10 protein-coding genes are annotated in these 15,620 nt (G+C 64.5%); 8 read left to right on the top strand and 2 right to left on the bottom strand.

Translation table 11 applies throughout. From position 1 onward, the window contains the following. Positions 1 to 70: 70 nt before the first annotated feature. The gene (locus tag K6301_RS17575) at positions 71 to 2,131 is read left to right on the top strand and encodes a GumC family protein (protein WP_247221817.1); all 2,061 of its coding nucleotides are present in this window, start codon (positions 71 to 73) and stop codon (positions 2,129 to 2,131) included. Continuing rightward, the gene (locus K6301_RS17570; protein ID WP_247221816.1) at positions 2,118 to 3,635 is read left to right on the top strand and encodes a hypothetical protein; all 1,518 of its coding nucleotides are present in this window, start codon (positions 2,118 to 2,120) and stop codon (positions 3,633 to 3,635) included. The genes K6301_RS17575 and K6301_RS17570 overlap by 14 nt, the downstream gene beginning before the upstream one ends. Positions 3,636 to 3,682: 47 nt before the next feature. On the opposite strand, the gene putA is transcribed toward K6301_RS17570, so the two are convergent. Then, positions 3,683 to 7,387, bottom strand: a complete 3,705-nt coding sequence (putA, locus tag K6301_RS17565; protein ID WP_247222535.1) for a trifunctional transcriptional regulator/proline dehydrogenase/L-glutamate gamma-semialdehyde dehydrogenase — start codon at positions 7,385 to 7,387, stop codon at positions 3,683 to 3,685. A 137-nt stretch (positions 7,388 to 7,524) separates the two neighbouring features. Here putA and K6301_RS17560 point away from each other — a divergent pair, with 137 nt between their 5' ends. From K6301_RS17560 to K6301_RS17550, 3 genes are all read left to right on the top strand, one after another. Continuing rightward, on the top strand, positions 7,525 to 7,995 hold the full coding sequence (locus K6301_RS17560) for an Lrp/AsnC family transcriptional regulator (RefSeq protein WP_230640312.1): 471 nt from the start codon (positions 7,525 to 7,527) through the stop codon (positions 7,993 to 7,995). Between the two features lie 99 nt (positions 7,996 to 8,094). Beyond that, complete coding sequence (locus K6301_RS17555) at positions 8,095 to 9,114, top strand: GlxA family transcriptional regulator (RefSeq protein ID WP_134651289.1); 1,020 nt, start codon at positions 8,095 to 8,097, stop codon at positions 9,112 to 9,114. Positions 9,115 to 9,190: 76 nt separating this feature from the next. Continuing rightward, positions 9,191 to 9,511: a hypothetical protein gene (locus K6301_RS17550; protein ID WP_134651287.1), complete on the top strand. Its 321-nt coding sequence runs from the start codon at positions 9,191 to 9,193 to the stop codon at positions 9,509 to 9,511. 66 nt (positions 9,512 to 9,577) lie between these two features. Here the strand turns inward: K6301_RS17550 and K6301_RS17545 are convergent, their stop codons facing one another. Further along, positions 9,578 to 9,883, bottom strand: a complete 306-nt coding sequence (locus K6301_RS17545; protein WP_134651285.1) for a hypothetical protein — start codon at positions 9,881 to 9,883, stop codon at positions 9,578 to 9,580. A gap of 171 nt (positions 9,884 to 10,054) precedes the next feature. Here K6301_RS17545 and K6301_RS17540 point away from each other — a divergent pair, with 171 nt between their 5' ends. Genes K6301_RS17540 through K6301_RS17530 form a run of 3 tightly spaced genes read left to right on the top strand, consistent with a single transcriptional unit; the run spans position 10,055 to position 15,532 of the window. Further along, entirely contained in the window at positions 10,055 to 10,816 is a 762-nt protein-coding gene (locus K6301_RS17540) for an ImuA family protein (RefSeq protein WP_247221814.1), read from the top strand. Then, positions 10,731 to 12,254 carry a Y-family DNA polymerase gene (locus K6301_RS17535; protein WP_247221813.1) on the top strand — a complete coding sequence of 508 codons (1,524 nt, stop codon included), beginning with the start codon at positions 10,731 to 10,733 and terminating at the stop codon, positions 12,252 to 12,254. The genes K6301_RS17540 and K6301_RS17535 overlap by 86 nt, the downstream gene beginning before the upstream one ends. Next, complete coding sequence (locus K6301_RS17530) at positions 12,251 to 15,532, top strand: error-prone DNA polymerase (protein ID WP_247221812.1); 3,282 nt, start codon at positions 12,251 to 12,253, stop codon at positions 15,530 to 15,532. Before K6301_RS17535 ends, K6301_RS17530 begins: the two co-directional genes overlap by 4 nt. The last annotated feature ends 88 nt before the right edge of the window (positions 15,533 to 15,620 follow it).

Below are 15,620 nucleotides of genomic sequence, written 5' to 3'. Positions count from 1 at the left end.
GGTTACAGTAACCTTGGGTAGTGGTTGACGGCGCGGCTTATGCTCGCCTCGGTTCACATGGACGGCAGGGATGACTGCACTTGCATCGGCCGGGAGTTTTCTTCCGCCATTGTTCGACGTCGGAGACCTCTGGGCACGCCTTTGGCGCGGGCGCTGGCGGGTGTTGTTCTGTGTCGGCGCCGCTCTTTCGCTGGCGCTGCTTTATCTTGCCGTCACGACGCCGACCTATACGGCGACGGCGTCCCTGCTCGTCGATCCGCGGGATGCGCGCTCCACCCAGTTCGAGACGGTCCTGCCCGGTATCGGCGCTGACAGCGCAGCCGTCGCAAGCCAGGTCTTCGTCATTGAGTCGCGGGATCTGCTGATGCGTGTGTTCGAAAGCCAGCGCATCGCGCAGGATCCGGAATTCTCAGATCCCGGCATCCTCTCCTTCCTGACGGGGGCAGGCGGCCGGGAACGGGATGCCATTTTCCGCCGCTTCGAAAAGCGCGTGTCCGTGGAACGCGCAGGATTGACCTATGTGATCAAGGTCGGTTTCAAGTCCCGCTCCGCGCAGAAGGCAGCCGCAATCGCCAATGCGATCGTGGCACGTTACACCGCGGGCCTTGCCGGCGAGCGCGAGAACGCCAATGACGACGTCAATGCACGCCTGCAAGGAAGGCTTTCCAACCTCCAGCGCAATGTCGCAGAAGCGGAGCGTGCCGTGGCCGATTTCAAGGTTCGGCACGAGCTTCTCGATCCCGCGGCCGGCGGCACGCTGCAATCGCAGATCGATCAGCTCACCACGCAGGTGATCGACGCGCGGGCCAAGGCGGATGCCGCGCGGGGGCGCTACGAACAGGCGGTCGCGGCTGAGCGGGCGCAGCCGGGCGCGGCAGGGCTTTCGGAAATCGTCACATCGGTGGCCCTTGACGGGCTTCGCGCCGATTACAACCAGCGCGCCGCGGCCATCGCCAATGCCGATACGGTCTATCAGCCGCATCACCCGACCGTGCGCCGCCTTCGTTCGGAACTGTCGCGGACCAAGGCGCTGATGACCGCCGAAGCCGGGCGCATCACGCGCGAGCTGAAGGCGAAGCAGGACCTGGCCGACGAGGCCGTCCGGGTTCTTGAAACCAAGCTCGTCGAGATGCGCGCGAAGTCGCAGGCGGCCGATGCGGCGCGCGTGGAACTGCGCCGGCTGGAAGCGAAGGCAGAGGCGGCCCGCACAGTGCTGGACGATGTGCTGAAACGGACGGAGGAGACCACGCAGATGCGGGGTCTCCAGCTTTCCGAGGCACGGGTGATCGGCGTTGCGTCGCCGCCCGTCCAGCCGTCCTGGCCCACACCCGCGCTTATCCTGCCGGTCAGCGCCGCCATCGGCTTCCTTGCGGGGTGCGGGCTTGCCGTGACAGGCGGATCCGTCCCGTCGGGCCGCGCCGAAGACAAGCCGATGGATATGCGCCCGCACCGATCGCTCTCAGGCAGCCAGGCCGTACCCGTCCATCTCGGCCGCTATGAACTTCCGGGTTTGCCGGGATCGAGTATCCCCGCCCGCATCCGCGCCATGAGGCGGCGGCTTCTACAGCCCGCCGGAGCCGTCTTTTCCAGAAGCACGCTCCAGCTCATCCGGCGTATCGTCGCTCGTCTCGAAGAACATCCGGCGCCCTACACGCTGCTGGTCTCCTCCGTGAACAGTCCGTCTGAAGCGCAACTGACAGGCGCGATGATCGGTCTTGGGCTGCAGCAAGCGGGCCAGAAGGTCCTCATCGTCGAGTTCGTGAAACACGGACGCTCCGGTTCGGTCATGGCCGGGGTATCCGTCAACGGGGCAAGCGGCCTGCCGACCATCGTGCGGCCGCTTGCCCCGGGCACGGACGGCATGCCCTTCGTGCTTGAGGATCATCTCGCCGACGGCTTCGATTTCATCCTGTTGCTCGTGCCGCCGCTTGATTTTCATGGATGGGAAACGGCTTTTTTCGCCTCCGCCGATCTGATGCTGTTCACCTTCACTCCGGCGGATGCCGGTGCACGGATGCGAGACCAGCTGCGCCACAAACTTCGAGACGATGACATGAAACGAAGTGCGACCCTTATCGTCGCCGTCGATGATGATCCCGCCACCAAAGACCGATCTGATGGCGAAGGTTGAAATCGCGGCTCCGGCCTCTCTTCAGCCTTATGCGATCGGGCCGGCCGTCGAGCCGGCCGACGGCGCCTTTCATCTCTTCCTGGCCCTCATGACGATCATCGTCGCAGTGGCGTCCTTCGCCGTGTGGACGCCCTTCGGCGTCGTCGCCACGGGTCTCCTGACGGCCGTTCTTGCCATTGCCGTGCCGCCGGCGCTGCCGGCGGTCATCGCCTGCGCGTTCCTGTTTCAAAATCTCGTCGTCGCGTGGTTCACCCCGTTCGTGCCTGAAGATGGCACGTTCGATGCATTGCGCGGCGCCAACTTCGTCATTCTGATGACAGGCTTCGGCCTCTTTGTGCTGGCGGCGTTCTCGTCCCGGGTTCGTTCAGTGCCGGGGCTGCGGCCATGGCTGGTCATGACCCTCGTTCTCTGCCTTGTGATCTTGCTTTATCTTTTGCTCGGCGCGGTCCGTGGCGAGGCGCGGGATGCGATCGTCTACTTCCGCAACACGATCACGCCGATCGCCTGCTTTCACATCGCGCTCGTTGCCGCCACGCTCTACCGCGTGGACCTGCGGTTGCCGATGATCTGCCTTTGCATCGTCGCGATGGCCTACGGCTACCTCGAGCAGGTCTTTCGAATGGATTTCCTCGGGCTTTTCCATGGCGATCTCTATGTCCAGCGCGGCCTCAAGGCACAGATCGAGGCGGGCGTCTGGGAGAAGACCCTGCGGGAGACGGGTTTCGTGCTGCGGGGGCTGGAAGACACCATGACGGCAACCTTCTTCAACACCGCCCTGTTTGGCGATGCGCTGCCGCGAATCTTCCGCAATGCCGGGCCGAATTTCCATCCGATCAGCTATGCCTATGCTCTCAGCCTCTCGTCCGCCTGGCTGCTTTTCCGGGGGCATCGCGCGCTGCCGCTTGCCGCCTTCCCGCTTCTCTTGCTGATCGGCTCCAAGGGGGCAGCCTTCCTGCTATGCGTGGCGCTGACAAGCCGCTTTCTCTGGCGGGCGTCCAGCCTCCGCCTGACGCTCGCCATGGTCCTTTCGCTTGCCACAGTGTGGACGCTCGCCGCCACCGTCTATGGTGCGCGCCATGGAGATTACCATGTGCTCGGGTTCTTTGCGGGCGTCCGCGATTTTCTGGGAAACCCGCTTGGGCAGGGGCTCGGCATTGGCGGCAATCTCTCAAGCGACGGCGCCAATCTCGACTGGGACCGTGCGCAGGGGGAGGGCATCTCGGCGGTTCCCGTCGAAAGCGCGGTGGGCGTGATGCTCTCGCAGATGGGGATCGGCAGCCTCGCCTTCTTCGGCTTCCTGGCCGGTATAGTCGTCGCCGCCGGTCGCCGGCTGTCGGAGACGGGGGAGGCCGATTTCCTCTTCGCCTTCGTCGCCGTCGTTACGATCTGCGCGAATGCCGTGCTGCAGGAAGAAGCGTTCTACGCGCCGTTGGCGCTCGGCTTCTGCCTGCTGCTGGTCGGCGTTTCCTTCGGCACGCATATCCGCGAGCAGCGGCGGGCGTAAAGACAGGAAGGTACGGCGCGCTTTTCGCGGGCCGTACCACTACAGCGTCAGCCGATGGCCATCAGGCTGGCATTGCCGCCGGCAGCGGCGGTGTTGATGGAGGTGGAGACTTCCTCCAGCAGCCAGTTGAGGCAGTAGGCCTCGGGATCAGCAACGAGTTCGTCGGTCGTCGCGGCCTGTACGAGCACGAGCGGGCCGGGCAGGCCGGCAATGCGCGCATTGGCGCGCTGAATGTCCGCCGCGTCTCCTTCCACCAGCGCACCGGCAAACGGGCCGTCCTTCGTCCAGTCCGTCGACCACGACAGGCGGGCGGCAACGGCGGCCGGCAGGTCCGCGATGGCGGTTTTCAGGGCCTCGACATGATCGATGACGATCTGGTTGCCCGTCGCCAGTGCGGCGGCCACCTGACGCAAAAGGCCGGTTTCGGTCTTCGGAACGAGCAGCACGCGGCCGCGCGGATGCAGCGCATAGATGTTGCGTTCACCGACGGGCCCGGTCAGTTCCCGCTCAAGGCCGAGCGCGGAGCGGTTGGCGAAGCTGCGGGCCGTCTCGCCCTCGTCGGTCTTGCCCTCGCGGTCGAGCCAGGTGATGAAATCCCTGAGCGCCGGATCGGTATGCACCGAATCCTGCTGCGGCGGCACGGGGGCCTTCTGCACGAGGCGGCCGATATAGAGCGGACCGCCGGCCTTGGGGCCGGTGCCGGACAAGCCGCGCCCGCCGAAGGGCTGCACGCCGACCACCGCGCCGATGATGTTGCGGTTGACGTAGACGTTGCCGACCTTGATGCGGCTCGTGACATGCGCGATCGTCTCGTCGAGGCGCGTGTGCAGGCCGAACGTCAGGCCGTAGCCGGAGGCGTTGATATCGTCGATCAGCCGGTCGAGATCGGCGCGCCGGAAGCGGATGACATGCAGGACCGGGCCGAACACTTCGCGTTTGAGATCGGCAAGCGTTTTCAGCTCGATGATGGTCGGCGCGACGAAGGTGCCGTTTTCCGTGCCGGCCGGCAGCGGTTGCTGCTCCACCTTGTTGCCGAGGCTGCGCATATGCTCGATGTGCTTGACGATGCCGTCGCGGGCCTCGGCCGTGATGACGGGGCCGATATCGACATTGAGGCAGTCGGTGCGCCCAAGCGTCAGTTCGTTGAGCGCGCCCTTCAGCATGGTCAGCGTGCGGTCCGCAACATCGTCCTGAAGGCAGAGCACCCGGAGCGCCGAGCAGCGCTGGCCGGCGCTGTCGAAGGCCGATGCGATGACATCGCCGACGACCTGTTCGGCAAGTGCCGAGGAATCGACGATCATGCCGTTCTGGCCGCCGGTTTCGGCGATCAGCGGGATCGGCTTGCCGCCGGCCGAGAGACGTTCGGCAAGCTGCGCCTGGATGAGGCGGGCGACTTCGGTCGAACCGGTGAACATGACGCCGGCCGTCTTCGCCGCACCGACAAGGGCTGCGCCGACGCGGCCTGCGCCGGGCACGAATTGCAGCGCGCCGACGGGGACACCGGCCTCGTGCAGGATCTTCACGCTTTCATGCGCGATGATCGGCGTTTCCTCGGCCGGCTTGGCGAGAACCGCGTTGCCCGCCACCAGGGCGGCCGCAACCTGCCCGGTGAAAATGGCGAGCGGGAAGTTCCACGGGCTGATGCAGACGACGGGGCCGAGCGGCAGATGTGACGGGCCCAGCGTACGGCGCGCCTGCTCGGCATAATAGCGCAGGAAATCGACCGCCTCGCGCACCTCGCCGATGGCGTTCGCCGCCGACTTTCCGGCTTCGCGCATGATGATGCCCATTAGCGGTTCGATACGGGCCTCCATGATGTCAGCCGCACGGTCCAGGCAGGCGGCACGCTCGGCCGGCGAAACGCCGGACCAGGCGGCGACATTGTCCGCCGCGACGCCAACGATGCGTTCCGCATCCTCCGGCCGGATTTCGGTGACACGGCCGACCACGTCGCGATGATCCGCCGGGTTCAGCACGTCGCTCGTTTCGCCGTCGCTGGCGCCGTCGGCCAGCAGCGGTGCGGCATGCCACGATTGTGCTGCGGTTCCCGCGAGTTCGCCGGCAAGCTCCGCAAGTGTCGTCTCGTTGGAAAGGTCGAGCCCCTTCGAATTTGCGCGGGCCTTGCCGAACAGGGCGTCGGGCAGGGCGATCTGGTCATGCGGTGCACCGACCACCGGCATCGCCGCGACGATATCGACGGGATCAGCAATCAGCGATTCCACCGAAACCTTCGGATCGGAGATGCGGTTGACGAAGGAAGAGTTGGCGCCGTTTTCGAGCAGGCGGCGCACGAGATAGGCAAGCAGCGTCTCATGGGTGCCGACCGGCGCATAGATGCGGCAGGGGCGGTCCAGCTTGTCCTTTCCGACCACCTCGTCATAGAGCGGCTCGCCCATGCCGTGCAGGCACTGGAACTCGTACTTGCCGACGGAAAAATCCGGGCCGGCGAGCTGGTAGATGGTGGCGAGGCTCTGCGCATTGTGCGTGGCGAACTGCGGGAAGACGGCGTCCGGCGCTGCCAGCAGCTTGCGGGCGCAGGCGACGTAGGCGACGTCCGTGTAGATCTTGCGCGTATAGACCGGGAAACCCTCGAGGCCCTCGAGCTGTGCGCGCTTGATCTCGGCATCCCAATAGGCGCCCTTGACGAGGCGCACCATGATGCGACGGCCGGCGCGGCGGGCGAGGTCGATGATGTAATCGAGCACGAAGGGGCATCGCTTGCCATAGGCCTGCACCACGAAGCCCAGGCCGTTCCAGCCCTTGAGGTCCGCATCCAGGCACAGGCTTTCGAGCAGATCGAGCGACAGTTCCAGGCGGTCTGCTTCCTCGGCGTCGATGTTGAGGCCGATGTCGTAGCTCTTGGCGATGGCGGCGAGCGCCTTCACCTTGGGCAAGAGCTCGCTCATGACGCGCTCGGCCTGGGCACGCACGTAGCGCGGGTGCAGCGCCGATAGCTTGATGGAGATGCCGGGACCGTCATAGATGCCGCGTCCGCCGGAGGCCTTGCCGATGGCATGGATGGCCTTCTCGTAATCGCGGTAGTAGCGCTCGGCGTCCGCGGCGGTGGTCGCGGCCTCGCCCAGCATGTCGTAGGAATAGCGGAAGCCGCGCGCCTCGAGCGGCTTGGAGCGCTTCAGCGCTTCCTCGATGGTCTCGCCGGTGACGAACTGCTCGCCCATCATGCGCATGGCCATGTCGACGCCGCGGCGGATGACCGGTTCGCCGGCGCGCGCGATAAGCCGGGTGAGGGCGGCGGACAGGCCGCGGTCGTTCACCGTGGAGGTAAGCTTGCCGGTGACGACGAGGCCCCAGGTCGCCGCGTTGACGAACATCGACTTGCCGCCGCCGATATGGGAGGTCCAGTCCCCTTCGGCGATCTTGTCGCGGATCAGCGCATCCCGCGTGTCCGTATCGGGAATGCGCAGCAACGCCTCGGCAAGGCACATCAGCGCTACGCCTTCCTGGCTCGACAGCGAATATTCCTGCACCAGCCCCTCGACGCCCGTGCCCTTGTGCTTGGCGCGCAGCGCCTCGATCAGCGTGCGGGCGGTGCTGCGGATGTCATAGCGCTGGCGTTCGGAAACACGCGCGGCGGCCACGAGCGGCGGCAGGCACTCGGTCTCAGGCCGGCGATAGGCTGCGGTGATCGCCCGACGCAATTCGCTTTGCTCGCGAATGGGCGGCGCGAAGTGCGAAAAGGGTGGAAAGACTTCGCCGGAGGGGGAAGCGGAAGCGGCTGGAGAGTTCTGCATGGAAGGACCTGTCGGAAGCTGTTCGATGCCTGCACGGAAAGACATCGAAACAATACCATTGCGCACGAAAGCGAATTGACCTCATATTGCTGAAAATTAGGCCATCTGGTTCTATTTTTCCAATTTTGGAGGTTTCTTTGCCTGAAATAGTCAATGCTGATAGTCCGCTGGATTCCTTCGACCGGAAAATCCTCGAGGAGCTCGCACAAAACGGCCGCATTCCGGTGGCCGAACTTGCCGAAAAGGTCGGTCTTTCCAAGACGCCGTGCCAGAACCGGTTCAAGCGGCTGATCGCCGATGGCTTCATCCAGGGCTTCAAGGCGATCCTCAATCCCGCCAAGATGAACCTGGATCATATCGCTTTCGCCGAGGTGAAGCTGACGAATACGCAGGAAGAGGCGTTGATGAGCTTCAATGCGGCGGTCAAGAAGATCCGGGAGGTCGAGGAATGCCATATGATCGCGGGGCGTTTCGATTATCTTCTGAAGATCCGCACGCGCGACATCAAGAAATACCGCCTGGTGCTGGGCGAGCGTATCTCCAATCTTCCCTACGTCGCGAGCACGTCGACGAATGTGGCGATGGAGACGGTCAAGGAGCGCGGTTGATTGCATGCCGAGAATTGGCCGACGGCAGCTGAATGCGATGAGCCTCTTGCCAGAAGGGCCGATTGGCGGCCATAGTGGCAGGCACAATAGGAGATATGGATGGGCGTAGGGGTTCGGACATCGAAAGAGATGCACGGCGTATCGGCGCCGAAGGCGCTGCGCGTCGGCTTTATCCTGTCCAAGAGTTTCACCCTGTCGGCTTTTGCCTTGTTCGTCGATACGCTCAGGCTTGCCAGCGACAGCGAGGATCGCTCGCGCCGCGTCAACTGCGATTGGGACGTGATCAGCAGCACGCGCAATTTCATCTCCTCCTCCAGCGGTATCCAGGTCGCGCCGACCGCGCCCTTTGCCGACCCCTCCTGTTTCGACTACATCGCCGTCGTCGGTGGCCTTCTCTCGGTCGAGGAGCCGATCGACAGTTATGCCCGGGACTATCTGCGCAAGGCCGCCAAGGCGGGCGTCGGGCTGATCGGCCTGTGTACGGGCAGCTTCATCCTGGCCGAGGCCGGCCTGCTCAAGGGCCACACGGCCTGTGTGAGCTGGCTGCATCACCGCGATTTCCGCGCGCGCTATCCCGATATCGAGGCGACATCCGAGCAGATTTTCCGGTTTGACGGCAAGGTCGCGACCTGTGCCGGCGGCAGCAGCGTCGCGGATCTCGCGGCAACGCTGGTGCGCCACCATGTCGGTGAGGCGGCGGAGCGCAATGCGCTGGAAATCCTGCAGATCCGCCATCGGCGTGATGCGACGGATATCCAGCCGCGCAACCCGCTCGGCCTGGAGGCCCGCGATCGCCGGGTCCATCTCGCCATCATGATGATGGAGCAGCATACCGAGGATCTGCTTTCCATCGACAGCATCGCCAACATGACGAATGTTTCCCGCCGCCAGCTCGAACGCCTCTTCGAGAGCGATATGGGGGCCTCGCCAAGCGCGGTCTACATGAAGATCCGCATGGCGGCGGCGCTGAACATGGTGATGCGCAGCAACAAGCCGCTGATCGAAGTCGCGCTTGAAACCGGTTTCGAGAGCCTGTCGCATTTCACGCGCCGTTTTCGCGCCGCCTTCGGCGACACGCCCTCGCAGATCCGCCGCGACGGCCGCCGGCAGGCGAGCTGACCTGTAATTCTGCCGCAGCCCTGGAACCAAGTTACGCGCCAACCGTTCGTGTCTCATTGCTAAGAAGGAGACCGTAATGGCAAGCAATGACGTTCAATCCCAGATTTCCGCTCTTCGTGAAGAAATCGCAGCCCTCCAGAAGGATCTTGGGGAGCGTGGCGCCGAGGCTTACGAAGCGGTCCGTGAGCGTGCAGGCGAGGCTGTAGACGCTGCGCGTCCTGCCGTGCGCTCGGCTACCCGCTATGTGCGTAATGAAGGTGCTGCTGTTGCCCAGACCGCACGCGAGCATCCGGCTGCTGTCTCCACCGTGGTTCTGACGGCTGGACTTGCCGGCGTCCTTATCGGTTATCTGCTCGGCTCCTATGAAAGCGAGCCCCGCCGCCAGCGCTGGTTCTAAGAACAGCGGTCGTCGATACGGAAAAGCCCGGCATTGCCGGGCTTTTTGGTGTGGCTTGCGAAAAACTCAGCGGTGCCGCAGGCCAAACAGGTAACCGATGAAGGCCGCACCGGCGAGGGTGGCGAGGGGATTGGCCTGGATCGTCTGGCGCAGATCTTCACGCAGCGATTCTGCCTTGGCGACGGCAAGCTGACCGGTTCCTTCCGCAATCAGGCCGACCGATTCCTTCATGCGGCTGATTTCCGTCTTCAGGGCCTCGATCTGTGCGCTGATGTCCGCCTCGGCTGCAGCAGTGCGGGCTTCCTCTGAAATGCTGTCGATACCTTCAACGACGCCGAGCGTGCGCTTTCCGGTGCTCTTTTCGTCAGCCATGGATGTGTCTCCTGGATTGTTGGAATGGCGTGAGGGGAAACTTCCGCCGGGCAAGTTGGTTCCCACCGATGATTCAAACTGTGATCTTTCCCACTGGGAACGACGATTGACTCTTTCCGGAATTGAGAACAAATAAAGAACATGTCGTCCGAGCCAGGGAGTTTTGTATCGATGTCCTCCGCCGCCGCCCGCGCTGTCGTCGCCGGCCTGCGCGACCGTATCCGCCAGTTCGATGGCCGGGCGGAGCGCGACCGGGCGGTGCTGCCTTTCGGCGTGCCGGAGATCGATGAGCGGTTGCCTGGCGGCGGGCTTGCGCTTGCCAGCCTTCATGAAGTCTGCGGTGGCGGCAACGATGCTGTCCAGGGCGCGGCCGCCATGCTCTTTGCCGCGGGCATTGCCGCGCGAACCCGGGGGCAGGTGCTCTGGTGCCTGACCCGGCCCGACCTGTTTGCGCCGGCGCTTGCCCAGGCGGGGCTTGCCCCGGGGCGCGTCCTTTACGTGGAAGCCGGTGATGAGAAGAGCCTGCTTCTCTGTTTCGAGGAGGGGCTGCGCCATGGCGGGCTTGGGGCTGTGGTGGCGGAAGTCGCGCGTCTGTCCATGACCGCATCGCGCCGCCTGCAACTCGCGGCGGAAGCCGGTGGCACGCTCGGCCTTGCCGTGCGCCGCTTTCGCAGCCGTGCCGAGGCGGATGCCTTCACCCTGCCATCGGCCGCGGTGACGCGCTGGCGGGTTTCCGTGCGGCCATCCGTGCCGCTTCCGGTGCCCGGCGTCGGCCGGGCGCGATGGCTGCTGGAGCTTACCCGATGCCGCGCGGGCGAGGCGGCGGAATTCGAAGTGGAGGCATCCGATGCCGAGGGTCGTATCGCTTTTTCTCCCCGGCTGGCCGATCGACCGGCTGCGGCGGGCGCTTGGCGCGGAAGCGCCTCTGCCTGACAGCCGGCTTGTGCTTGTCGGTCGCGAGGGCACGCGCCGCGTCGTGACGGCGGTCAGCCGCCCGGCCGAGCAGGCGGGCCTGCGTGTCGGCATGCCGCTTACCAAGGCCCACGCGCTCCTGCCTGACATCCTCACCCTGCCGGCCGATCCTGCGGCCGATGCGGCAGCCCTCGAGCGGCTTTCGCTCTGGGCTCTCCAGCACTATGCCCCCATCGTCGCGCCCGATCCGCCGGATGGCCTCGTCATCGACACGACCGGCGCCGACCATCTGCACGGCGGAGAAGCGCTCATGCTGAGCGGCCTTGTCAATCGCCTCGGCGCTTCCGGCATTATCGCTCGCGCCGCGGTGGCCGATACATGGGGCGCAGCCTTTGCAGCAGCCCGCTTCCTTGCCGATCCGGTCCGCGTCATCCCTCCGGGGGCCGCCGTCGAAAGCGTTTCGCCGCTGACAATTCATGGGCTGCGCATTCCCCCCGAGATCGTGGCGGGGCTGCATGTGCTCGGCTTTTCGACGATCGGCGACCTGCTTGCCGTGCCGCGCGCACCGCTGGTGCTGCGCTTCGGGCCTCTCCTTGGCCGCCGGCTGGACCAGTTGGAAGGGGTTGTTCGCGAGCCCGTAGATCCGCTGCGCGACCCGGAGCGGATTGTCGCCCGAAAAGGCTTCGGCGAGCCGATCGGCGCGCCCGAAACCATCGCGCGCTACACGACGGCGCTGGTCCATGACCTTTGTCAGGCCCTGGAAAAGCGTGGCCTCGGCGCCCGCCGGCTCGACCTCATCTTTCACCGCGTCGACAATTCCCTGCAGGCGATCCGCATCGGCACGGCGCGTCCGGTGCGCGATGAAAAACGCCTTGCCCGGCTGCTCTGCGACCGGATCGAGACCATCGAGCCCGGCTTCGGCATCGAGGTCATGGAGCTTTCCGCGACACTGGCCGAACCGCTTGTCCTGCAACAGGCGGCGACCTCGCTGATCGAGGAGGCGCCTGCGGATATTGCCGGCCTCGTCGATGTCATCGCCAACCGCATCGGCGCCGCCCGCCTCTACCGCATCGCGCCGGTCGAGAGCGATGTCCCGGAACGGTCCTTCCAGCGTGTCGCGCCGCTGGCGCCGGATGCCGGTGCGACATGGCAGGGGCAGTGGCCGCGCCCGGCGCGTCTGCTGGCCCGTCCTGAAGCCATAGAGGTGATGGCGCTCCTGCCGGACCATCCGCCCGCCTCCTTCACCTGGCGCGGCGTGCGGCGGCTGGTGCAGCGTGCCGATGGCCCCGAGCGTGTCTTCGGCGAATGGTGGAAGTGTGACGGCGAACGCGCGGCCGTGCGGGATTATTTCCAGGTCGAGGATGCCGTGGGGGAACGCTTCTGGCTGTTTCGTTCCGGCGATGAGGTTCAGGCCGCGCGCGGCCTCGGCCGCTGGTTCCTGCACGGGATTTTCGCATGAACCCGCGCTACGCCGAGCTTCAGGTCACGTCCCATTTCTCTTTCCTGCGCGGGGCGAGCAGTTGCGCGGAATTGTTCGCCCAGGCGAGTGCGCTTGGTATTGAAGCCTTGGCCGTGGTGGACCGCAACAGTCTTGCCGGCATCGTCCAGGCGCATCGCGCGGTCAAGGAACTGCCGGCCGATGGAAACATGGTCCGTCTCGTCGTCGGCTGCCGGCTGGACCTTGTCGATGGCATGTCCCTGCTCGTCTATCCCACGGACCGGGAAGCCTATGCCCGGCTTTGCCGCCTGCTTACCATCGGCAAGAAGAAGGCCGGCAAGGGCAAGTGCCATCTCGACTGGCGCGACGTGGTGGCGTGGAGCGAGGGGCTTCTGGCCGTCCTCGTGCCTGACGAGGCCGATGAAACGGCCGGTTTTCATCTGCGTCGACTGGCCGAAACCTTCCGGGGGCGCTGCTATCTGGCGCTGACCCTGCGCCGGCGGCCGAACGACCAGCTACGGCTCTGGCAGCTCTCCAATCTCGCCGCCCAGCATCGGGTTCCCACCGTCGTAACCAATGACGTGCTCTACCATGAGCCCGGCCGCCGCATGTTGCAGGACGTCGTCACCTGCATCCGCCACAATGTGGTCATCGACAATGCGGGTTTCCTGCGCGAGCGCCATGCCGACCGCTACCTCAAGCCGCCAGAGGAGATGCACCGGCTTTTCGCCCGCTATCCGGAGGCGCTTCAGCGCACGCTCGATATCGTCAACCGCTGCCGGTTTTCGCTGGACGAACTGCAATATCAGTATCCCGAGGAAAAAGAATACGCGCATTACACGCCGCAGGAGGCTTTGGAGAAATACACTTGGGAGGGGGCTGCGGAGCGTTATCCCCAGGGCGTGCCGCAGGAAGTGCGCGACAAGCTGAACCACGAACTGTCCCTCATCGCGCGCATGAACTATGCACCTTACTTCCTGACGGTGAACTCCATCGTCCGCCAGGCCCGCAAGATGGGCATTCTCTGCCAGGGCAGGGGGTCCGCGGCCAACAGCGCGGTGTGCTACGTGTTGGGCATCACTTCCATTGATCCAACGAAGAACGGCCTGCTCTTCGAACGCTTTGTTTCCGAACAGCGCGGCGAGCCCCCTGACATCGATGTCGATTTCGAGCATGAACGGCGCGAGGAGATCATTCAATGGGTTTATCAGACCTATGGGCTGGATCATTCCGCCCTTTGCGCAACCGTCATCCGCTATCGCTCGCGCGGCGCCATGCGGGATGTCGGGCGCGCGCTCGGCATGCCGGAAGATGTATTGAAAGCATTGTCTTCGCAGGTCTGGGGCTGGTCGAACGATATTCCGAAAGCGCAGATCGAGGATATCGGTTTCAATGTCGATGATCGGCGCATGCGTCTCCTCGTGGAGCTCTCCCGCCAACTGACCGGCGTTCCGCGTCATCTCTCACAGCATCCCGGCGGTTTCGTGCTGACGCGCGACAGGCTCGACGATCTCGTTCCCATAGAGCCGGCCGCCATGGACGATCGGCAGGTCATCGAGTGGGATAAGGACGATATTGAAAGTCTCAACTTCATGAAGGTGGATGTGCTGGCGCTCGGCATGCTCACCTGCATGCGCCGCGCTTTCGATTTCCTGGAGACCTTCAAAGGTATCAGGAAGGGGCTCTGGAATATCCACCTGGACGACGAGCCGACCTATGCGATGATTTCAAAGGCCGATACGCTGGGCACGTTCCAGATCGAGAGCCGGGCGCAGATGTCGATGCTTCCGCGTCTCAGGCCCAAAGAGTTCTACGATATCGTCATTCAGGTAGCGATTGTCCGGCCCGGTCCCATTCAGGGAGACATGGTGCATCCCTATCTGCGGCGACGGCAAAAACTGGAAGAACCGGATTATCCCGACGATCCCGACCTGAAGAAGGTTCTCCAGAAGACGCTGGGTGTACCGCTGTTTCAGGAACAGGCCATGCAGGTCGCGATTGTCGGCGCCGGTTTTTCGGCTGGTCGCGCTGACCAGCTGCGCCGTGCCATGGCGACCTTCAAGCATACGGGAGGTGTCGACAGGTTCCGTCAGGAGCTGATCGACGGCATGACGAAGAACAACTATCCGCTGGAGTTCGCAGAACGCATGTGCCGGCAGCTTGAGGGCTTCGGCTCCTATGGCTTTCCCGAGAGCCATGCCTACAGTTTCGCGATCATCGCCTATGCCTCAGCCTGGATGAAATGCCACCACCCCGATGTCTTCTGCGCGGCCCTGCTCAATTCGCAGCCGATGGGTTTCTATGCCCCGGCACAGATCGTGCGTGATGCCCAGCAGCATGGGGTCAAGGTGCTGCCGGTCTGCGTCAACGAAAGCCGGTGGGATTGCACGCTGGAGCCCACGGATGACCCGGATCGTTTTGCCGTGCGGCTCGGGCTGCGGATGATCAAGGGCATGAACAACACGGAGGCGGGCAGGCTCATCCAGGCGCGGGCCGATGAGCCCTTCGCCTCGGTGGACGACCTGTGGCGCCGCTCCGGCCTGCCGGTTGCCGCCCTTATCGAAATGGCGGATGCGGATGCCTTCCGGCCGTCGCTCGGCCTTGCCCGGCGCGAGGCGCTCTGGGCGATCCGCGCGTTGCGCGACGAACCCTTGCCGCTCTTTGCGGCGGCGGCACGACGGGAGGAGGCGGTCATCGCGGAGCTGGACGAGCCCGAGGTCGCCCTTCGCCCCATGACCGCCGGCAATGAGGTCGTCGAGGATTACGGCCATGTCGGGCTGACGCTGCGCGCGCATCCCGTCAGCTTCCTGCGGGAAGATCTGGCGCGCCAAAAGATCGTTTCCTGTCATGTCGCGGCCAATCTGCGCGACCGGCAACCGGTCGAGACAGCCGGCGTCATTCTCGTTCGCCAGCGGCCGGGCTCGGCAAAGGGCGTGATCTTCGTGACGATCGAGGACGAGATGGGCATCGCCAATCTCGTCGTCTGGAAGAAGGTGTTCGCCGCCTATCGCAAGGTCGTGATGGGGGCATCCATGCTGGGCGTGAAGGGCTATGTCCAGCGGGAAGGCGAGGTGGTGCATGTCGTGGCGCAGCACCTCACGGACCTGTCCGGCATGCTCGCCAGCGTCGGTCGGCGTGAAGGACCCTTCCCGTTGCCGCATGGCCGGGGTGACGAGTTTCATCACGGCAGTCCCTCGCCCGACAGGCGCGACATGCCGAAACTCGTCAAACCGCGCAATCTCGTCGACGGCTATGGCCATATTGACGAGATCCGCGTCAAGTCGCGCGATTTTCACTAGAATATTTCCAGTCAAAGCAGGAATGCTTCTTCGTCGGAAAATCCGCGAAAACAAATGGATAGAGCCATTTCCGGTGAATTCGCATTCA

The sequence above is a fragment of the Shinella oryzae genome (assembly GCF_023038235.1).
GTDB lineage: Bacteria > Pseudomonadota > Alphaproteobacteria > Rhizobiales > Rhizobiaceae > Shinella > Shinella sumterensis.
This window is presented reverse-complemented; position numbering and strand designations above follow the sequence as displayed.